At 38.9% G+C, this 7,121-nt stretch carries 6 protein-coding genes; 2 read left to right on the forward strand and 4 right to left on the reverse strand.

Annotation, left to right across the window (positions count from 1 at the left end; genetic code table 11):
- Positions 1-107: 107 nt before the first annotated feature.
- Genes BUC17_RS08500 through BUC17_RS14005 form a run of 4 tightly spaced genes read right to left on the reverse strand, consistent with a single transcriptional unit; the run spans position 108 to position 4,807 of the window.
- A complete protein-coding gene (locus tag BUC17_RS08500) occupies positions 108-452 on the reverse strand; it encodes a hypothetical protein (protein ID WP_073363353.1) in 345 nt (114 codons plus the stop codon).
- A complete protein-coding gene (locus BUC17_RS08505) occupies positions 452-1,405 on the reverse strand; it encodes an AAA family ATPase (protein WP_073363355.1) in 954 nt (317 codons plus the stop codon). The genes BUC17_RS08500 and BUC17_RS08505 overlap by 1 nt, the downstream gene beginning before the upstream one ends.
- A gap of 15 nt (positions 1,406-1,420) precedes the next feature.
- A complete protein-coding gene (locus BUC17_RS14000; RefSeq protein WP_073363357.1) occupies positions 1,421-2,824 on the reverse strand; it encodes a peptidylprolyl isomerase in 1,404 nt (467 codons plus the stop codon).
- A 6-nt stretch (positions 2,825-2,830) separates the two neighbouring features.
- On the reverse strand, positions 2,831-4,807 hold the full coding sequence (locus tag BUC17_RS14005) for a peptidylprolyl isomerase (RefSeq protein ID WP_234977696.1): 1,977 nt from the start codon (positions 4,805-4,807) through the stop codon (positions 2,831-2,833).
- 194 nt (positions 4,808-5,001) lie between these two features.
- Here BUC17_RS14005 and BUC17_RS08520 point away from each other — a divergent pair, with 194 nt between their 5' ends.
- Together BUC17_RS08520 and BUC17_RS08525 are read left to right on the forward strand one after the other, a co-directional pair.
- Complete coding sequence (locus BUC17_RS08520) at positions 5,002-6,591, forward strand: peptide chain release factor 3 (protein WP_073363358.1); 1,590 nt, start codon at positions 5,002-5,004, stop codon at positions 6,589-6,591.
- A 109-nt stretch (positions 6,592-6,700) separates the two neighbouring features.
- Entirely contained in the window at positions 6,701-6,916 is a 216-nt protein-coding gene (locus BUC17_RS08525; RefSeq protein ID WP_073363360.1) for a hypothetical protein, read from the forward strand.
- Positions 6,917-7,121: the final 205 nt, after the last annotated feature.

Here is a 7,121-nt window from a genome sequence, read left to right on the forward strand (position 1 = left end):
TTGCTATATGATTTTTATTAAAAAGGGAAAAATTGAAAGAAAAATTAAAATAAGTTGATTTTTTTAACTAAAAATAACAAACTATAGAAGAAACCCTAGAAATCCATTTACTTTTTTAGGGCTTTAAACACTAGGAAAAGACCCGAAAATAAGGTGGTTAATACAAGAATAAGTATAAAATAAAGCATGGCATTCATGCCTTGTCCCTCGGAACGTTGGGTCCAAATTTGAAAGAAAACATATGCATAATACCCCGAGAAAATAAAAGCGCTACCCGCTAGAAGCAATTGAAGTATACGTTGTTTCCAAAAAAAACTAACACCTATAATAAGTCCGAAAAACAAAGCCGGGTAATGAACGGTTCCAGAGCCCAAGTAATGCTCGAGAAACCAAAAAAGAGCCACACCAAAAAGGAGAAATTCTGGAAGCCAAGCAACGAACTTACGTCCCATTACAACAGCTTTTGGATAATCATTTCTTCAGTAATTCCCTCCGCATCAGCTTTGTAATTCTTGATGATACGGTGACGTAAAATACCCTCTGCAACCGCTTGAACATTTTCACGATCGGGCGAAAATTTTCCTTGAAACGCGGCATGTGCTTTGGCTGCTAAGATTAAATTTTGTGACGCCCGAGGCCCTGCGCCCCAATCCAAATAATTCTTCACATAGGCATCGGCCATTGCGCCACCGGGACGGGTTTTATTAACCAAACTCACAGCATATTCAATCACATTATCGGCCACAGGAATTCGGCGAATGAGTTGTTGAAAATCTATAATCTCCTGAGCCGTGAACAAGGCATTAATTTCGGGTTTTTGGTCGTTGGTGGTAGATTTTACAACTTGAACCTCTTCTTCAAAAGTGGGATATTCAAGTTTGATGGCAAACATAAATCGGTCCAATTGCGCCTCTGGCAAAGGATAGGTCCCTTCTTGTTCAATAGGGTTTTGGGTAGCCAAAACAAAATAAGGCAAATCCAATTTATAATTATGTCCCGCAATCGTTACGGCGCGTTCTTGCATCGCTTCTAAAAGTGCCGCTTGCGTTTTGGGGGGTGTTCGGTTAATCTCATCCGCCAAAATAATATTCGAAAAAACAGGCCCTTTGATAAATTTAAACTGGCGGTTTTCATCCAAAATTTCACTACCCAAAATATCAGAAGGCATCAAATCGGGGGTAAACTGTATCCGCTTGAAGTGCAAGCCTAATGCTTGAGCAATCGTATTTACCATTAAGGTTTTGGCCAAACCAGGAACCCCCACGAGCAAAGCATGCCCTCCCGAAAAAATACTGAGTAAAATTTGATCCACCACAGCCTCTTGGCCGACAATCGCTTTTCCAATTTCGGTTTTTAATTGATTCCGTTTTTCGACAAGATTTTGAATAGCCGTTACGTCTGACATAGGAATGCGTTTAAATTATTGTTTTAACCAGTTGTTGGTGAATTTACAATCGCGGTATTCCGCATTGATTTTGATATACGTTTCTTTGATTTTTTCGTCAAACCACTTGGCGATGGCTTTTAACTGCTTTTCTTTTAGGGCAAGCTCACGAATTTTTGTGTAATCCTTACTAAAATCTGCCAAATGCTCTTCCATTTTGGAAGTAACTGACATGATGATGTACCGTTTTCCGTTACGACCGTCATCGTCAAAAAGCACCTGTGTCATTTCGCCTCCTTTCAAATTGGATACTTGACCGTACATTTCGGGATCCATTTTGGTCAATTCAAAATGGGTATCCTGGGTTTTCGGGTTGATCAAAACACCTCCGTTGGCACGCGTTTCTTTTTCATCCGAAAACTTACGAGCCGCTTCCTCAAAAGTCAGTTCTTTATCGGCGATACGCTTGCGCACCAACTCCGCTTTTTCACGCGCTTCTTTAAGTGAAGCACTCGTTACTTTGGGTTTTAATAAAATATGACGAATCTCTAAATCTTGACCGCGAATTTTTTCCAAGTAAATGATATGGTATCCAAATTCGGTTTCGAAAGGCTCCGAAATTTCACCTTCTTGAAGTGAAAAGGCAATATCTTTAAACTCTTTAACAAAAGGTGTTTTCTTATTCATTTTGTAATAACCTCCTGTCGAACGTGAACCCGGGTCTTCGGTATACAACACCGCTTTGGTGGTAAAACTTGCTCCGTTGAGGACTTCATTTTTTATTTCCTTCAAGCGATCAATAACCACTTTCTTTTCGTCATCACTCACTTTGGGATTGATCACAATTCGAGCGACTTCAACTTCAGCGCCAATGAGCGGAAGATCATCTTTGGAAAGACTTTTGAAAAAAGTGCGGGTTTCTTCGGGAGTAATTTCAACTGCACCAACAATTTTTTTGGTCATTTCAGAGGCCAACTGTTGCTGCTTAAGAATGTCAAACAGTTCGGTACGAAACTCGTCTTCATTGTCTTTCTTAAAATATTTGACAACAGCATCCATGGATTTCAACTGCTCGACCATGTAGTCAATTTGTTGGTTCATACGCTCTTTGACATCTTCATCTTTGACCTGAATAGAATCTTGAATGGCTTGATGGGCGTACAATTTTTCCTCCATCAATTTCCCAAGAATCTGACAACGGGTAATGTCTTTGGTGGATTGCCCTTGACTTTCAATTTCGAGGTATGTTTTATCAATTTCAGAATCCAATATATTGTAATCACCTACCGTGGCTACAATACCATCGATGCGTTTTTTGCGAAACTGATTTTCAACGGGTTTCTCAGGCTGCTTTTCAGGGATAATTTCCTGCGCCGATACAGCCACTATGGAAAAAAGGAAAACACTGAGGATTCGAAAGAAGGAAAAAAGATTATTCATGGATGTTTATTTCTTAATTTGTTGTTTTACCCGTTCAAAAACGTCATTATTTACTTTAATGGTAAACTCTTTCTTCAGTTCGTTGATCCAATTTTGTTCGAGGTATTGTTGGTATTCGTTGGTTACACGGCCTTTGCATTCTTCCAATGTCTTTATTCCCGCAGGGATGACTTTTCGTATGCGTGTCACATAATAATACTCCCCTTTTTGAGAGACATCGGTTACTTTTACATCGGGACTCACATTTTTTGGAAGTGCATCTACACCTTCTTCATAAATCCCATCATACATCATGACATTTAATTTGTCGGCCGTATTAAATTTATCTTTAATCGCTTGTGCGGTGGCTCCTTTTTTCAACATACCCATGACTTTTTTCATTAAATCGGGTTGTGTGGAAGAAAATATTTCTGCGTCGTAACGTGTTTTCCAAACGTATTTCTGCTTGCTATTTTCGTAAAAAGCGGTTAGTCCCACCGTATCTGTTTTTGAACGTTGCCAAATTTCTTTTTCCATCAAATCAAATAAAAGCAATCCATCACGGTATTCGTTCATAATCGCTGCAAATTCGGGATGGTCGTTCTCTAAATTCTCATTGTTGTAAGTAGCCCGTTGTTCATCGGCAAAACGATCGAAATAAAAGTCAGCCAACTTCGCTACAGGTTTCAATCCAGCGGCATTTTTTTGTTGCGTGTAGAGGTAATCCAAGAAATTGCCACCGGTAACCGCCTTTGATCCTACGGTGAAAAGCGTCCCTTGGTATTTGGTCAAATCCGAAGGCATTTTCCACTCCCCTTTATAAAAAGTATCATCCAGCGTTTTGACCAATTCTTTATACAACTTATTGTCGCGCTTCATCGGATACTTTTGACGCAATTTTACTGCCAAAGCGTCGCTAATTTTACGGGAACGATCATCGCGAGCAATTTTCGTTTCCAACTCAGACTTCATTTCATCCTTACTGCGCAAGGGATACTTTTCATTAAATTTAACGATATGCCAACCGTATGCTGTTTCAAATGGCTTGGATAATGGCTGTTCCTTACTTAGGGCAAAGGCTTCATTTTCAAAAACTTCAGAACTCAACTGACCTGAAGCAAATTTATTCAACAAACCGCCTTTGGTAGAAGATGATTTGTCTTCGGATAATTGCTTGGCCAATTCCTCAAAACTTTCACCTTGCTGTATTTTTTGGTAGATCTCTTCAATCTTGGTTTTGGCTTTTAACGGATCTTCGCCTTCTTTCGGCTTGAGCACCATGATATGGGAAACCGAAATCTCGCCGCGATTATTTCGAATATCGTTAACCTTGATTAAATGATACCCAAAACGAGAGCGCACGGGCATGGAGACCTTACCTACGGGTGTTTTGTAAGCTCCGTTTTCAAAGGCATAAACCATACGAAAAGCGGTGAAATACCCTAGATTTCCTTTGTTTTCTTTAGCAGAAGGGTCTTGAGAAGTTTCTTCAGCAACCGCTCCGAAATCTTCCCCTCCTTTTACAATACGGTCGCGAATTGCCATTGCTTTTTGATACGCTGCCAAAGTATCGGCTGGGGATGCATTTTCATCCACCATCAATAAAATGTGAGAGGCATTTATTTCTTTTTGCAAGCGATCATACCCTTCATCCATCAAGGCTTGGGTAACTTTTGAATCCATCAAATACGTCTTAGAAAGCTGCGTTCGGTAGGATTTTAATTCGTTTTGATAAGCACTTCCTTGTTGCAAGCCCAATTTAAATGCCTTGTTTACTTTTAACTTATAGCCAATGTACAAGTCCAAGTATTGATTCAAATCTTTTTGGGACTCATCTTTCACCAAATCCAAATTCTTACGGTATACACGTATAAATTCATCGGTGTAATACGGCTGATCATTAATGGTAAAAAGAACTTCTTTGGTTGTATTTTGTTGCTGAGAATGTACCGACAATGCGGTAAAAAACACCAATAGTAAAGAGCTTATTTTCATTCGCATCATAGAAATTATTATTTTTTCGTAAGCGCTTAAGAGCGTAAATATGAATCAACAAAAGTAACAAAACAGCACTATTACACAAGGTTGTACCCGACTATTAACAAAAATTTATTAACACTATTGCACGGGTGTTTTTCCGCTTGGATTGCATAAGGTTTTGGCAAAGAAACACTATTTTTGCTGCCAATTTTGAAGTTATGAATTTTACACAGGAAATTGCACGGAGACGAACGTTTGGGATTATTTCTCACCCTGATGCTGGGAAAACAACCCTGACTGAAAAACTTTTACTTTTTGGAGGAGCCATTCAAGAGGCGGGGGCGGTCAAAAGCAATAAAATAAAAAAAGGGGCTACCAGTGACTTTATGGAAATTGAGCGCCAAAGAGGAATTTCGGTGGCGACTTCGGTTTTGGCTTTTAACTATAAAGACAAAAAAATAAACATTCTTGACACCCCTGGACACAAAGATTTTGCTGAGGATACCTATCGAACGTTGACTGCTGTTGACAGTGTTATTGTAGTAATTGATGTGGCAAAAGGAGTTGAGGAACAAACAGAAAAGTTGGTTTCGGTTTGTCGCATGCGAAAAATCCCCATTTTGGTCTTCATCAATAAATTAGATCGCGAAGGTAAAGATGCTTTTGATTTGATGGATGAAGTAGAGAAAAAACTCGGTCTTCAGGTGACTCCAATGAGTTTTCCCATAGGTATGGGGTATGATTTTCAAGGGATCTACAATTTATGGGAAAAGAATATCAATCTTTTCAGTGGTGATAGTCGCAAAAATATTGAAGATGTTATCGAAATAAAGGACATAAAAAGCAACGAACTCGATCAAGTAGTTGGGGAAAAAGCAGCTGCCAAATTACGCGATGAATTGGAATTGATACAGGAAGTCTACCCCGAATTTGATCGCGATGCTTATTTAGAAGGGAATTTACAACCCGTCTTCTTCGGATCGGCGTTGAATAACTTTGGCGTGCGCGAATTGTTGGACTGTTTTATTGAAATCGCACCGAGCCCTCGACCCAAAGATTCGGACACTCGTTTGGTGAAGCCCGATGAAGAAAAATTATCGGGGTTTGTATTTAAAATCCATGCGAATATGGACCCAAAACATCGCGACCGTTTGGCCTTTGTGAAAATTGTATCGGGCACCTTTGAACGAAACAAACCGTATACCCATGTTCGCTTACAAAAAACCCTGAAATTTTCGAGTCCCAATGCTTTTTTTGCCGAACGCAAAGAAATTGTAGACATTTCGTACCCTGGGGACATTGTGGGTTTACATGATACCGGAAATTTTAAAATTGGCGATACCCTGACTGAAGGTGAAATGATGAATTTTAAGGGAATTCCAAGTTTTTCACCAGAACATTTCCGATACATCAATAACGCCGATCCTATGAAAGCGAAACAGTTGGAGAAAGGGATTGATCAATTGATGGACGAAGGGGTAGCGCAGTTGTTTACCTTGGAAATGAACAACCGTAAAGTCATTGGAACGGTTGGAGCTTTACAGTATGAAGTGATTCAATACCGTTTAGAACATGAATACGGAGCCAAATGTTCTTACGAGAACTTTCCGGTCCATAAAGCGTGTTGGGTAAAACCTGACGACGCAAAAAATGAGGAATTTGCCGAGTTCAAACGTATCAAACAAAAGTTTCTAGCCCATGACAAATACGGACAGTTGGTGTTTTTAGCCGATTCTGATTTTACCATACAAATGACACAAAGTAAATATCCGAGTGTGAAATTGTTTTTTACATCAGAATCTGAATAAGTAAAGGACTACTTTAATCGTTTCATAGCCCTTTTTAAACGATTATTTTAATGATTATAAGTTTTTATTAAAAAATGATTCTATCTTTGTGCCATTAAAATCTGTAAAGATGAAAAATAAGTTAGTTTATTTAACCGTTTTAGGCATAGTCTTATTCAACACTATGACCATTTTTGCCCAAGGCCCTGGGGATGAAGGAGACGGTGGAGGTTTAGAGGGTGGAGACCCTGCTCCAGCACCTATAGATACAAAATTATATGTTTTAACTTTTATCGCTTTAGTATACGGATACTATCTCTTAAAAGGAAATAAACAAAAAGCATAAAGAATACTATTAGATTAAAAAGGAGTTGTTTTTGTAAACAACTCCTTTTTTTTTGCTTTTTACCGACATACCCTATTCTTAAATCACAAAATAAAAAACAATAAAAAAGGCCGCTCAATGAGCGGCCTAATTTATGAATGTAATCTCTAGAATTAACGTTTCACCACACGAAGGGTTTTCACGTTAGTTCCTTGTGTTAAAATCA

Source organism: Flavobacterium fontis (assembly GCF_900129405.1).
GTDB lineage: Bacteria > Bacteroidota > Bacteroidia > Flavobacteriales > Flavobacteriaceae > Flavobacterium > Flavobacterium fontis.

Excerpts from the sequence above, each read along its gene's own strand:
- BUC17_RS08500 (WP_073363353.1), bottom strand. The coding sequence starts at position 452 with ATGGGACGTAAGTTCGTTGCTTGGCTTCCAGAATTTCTCCTTTTTGGT.
- BUC17_RS08520 (WP_073363358.1), top strand. The coding sequence starts at position 5,002 with ATGAATTTTACACAGGAAATTGCACGGAGACGAACGTTTGGGATTATT.
- BUC17_RS08525 (WP_073363360.1), top strand. The coding sequence starts at position 6,701 with ATGAAAAATAAGTTAGTTTATTTAACCGTTTTAGGCATAGTCTTATTC.
- BUC17_RS08505 (WP_073363355.1), bottom strand. The coding sequence starts at position 1,405 with ATGTCAGACGTAACGGCTATTCAAAATCTTGTCGAAAAACGGAATCAA.
- BUC17_RS14005 (WP_234977696.1), bottom strand. The coding sequence starts at position 4,807 with ATGATGCGAATGAAAATAAGCTCTTTACTATTGGTGTTTTTTACCGCA.
- BUC17_RS14000 (WP_073363357.1), bottom strand. The coding sequence starts at position 2,824 with ATGAATAATCTTTTTTCCTTCTTTCGAATCCTCAGTGTTTTCCTTTTT.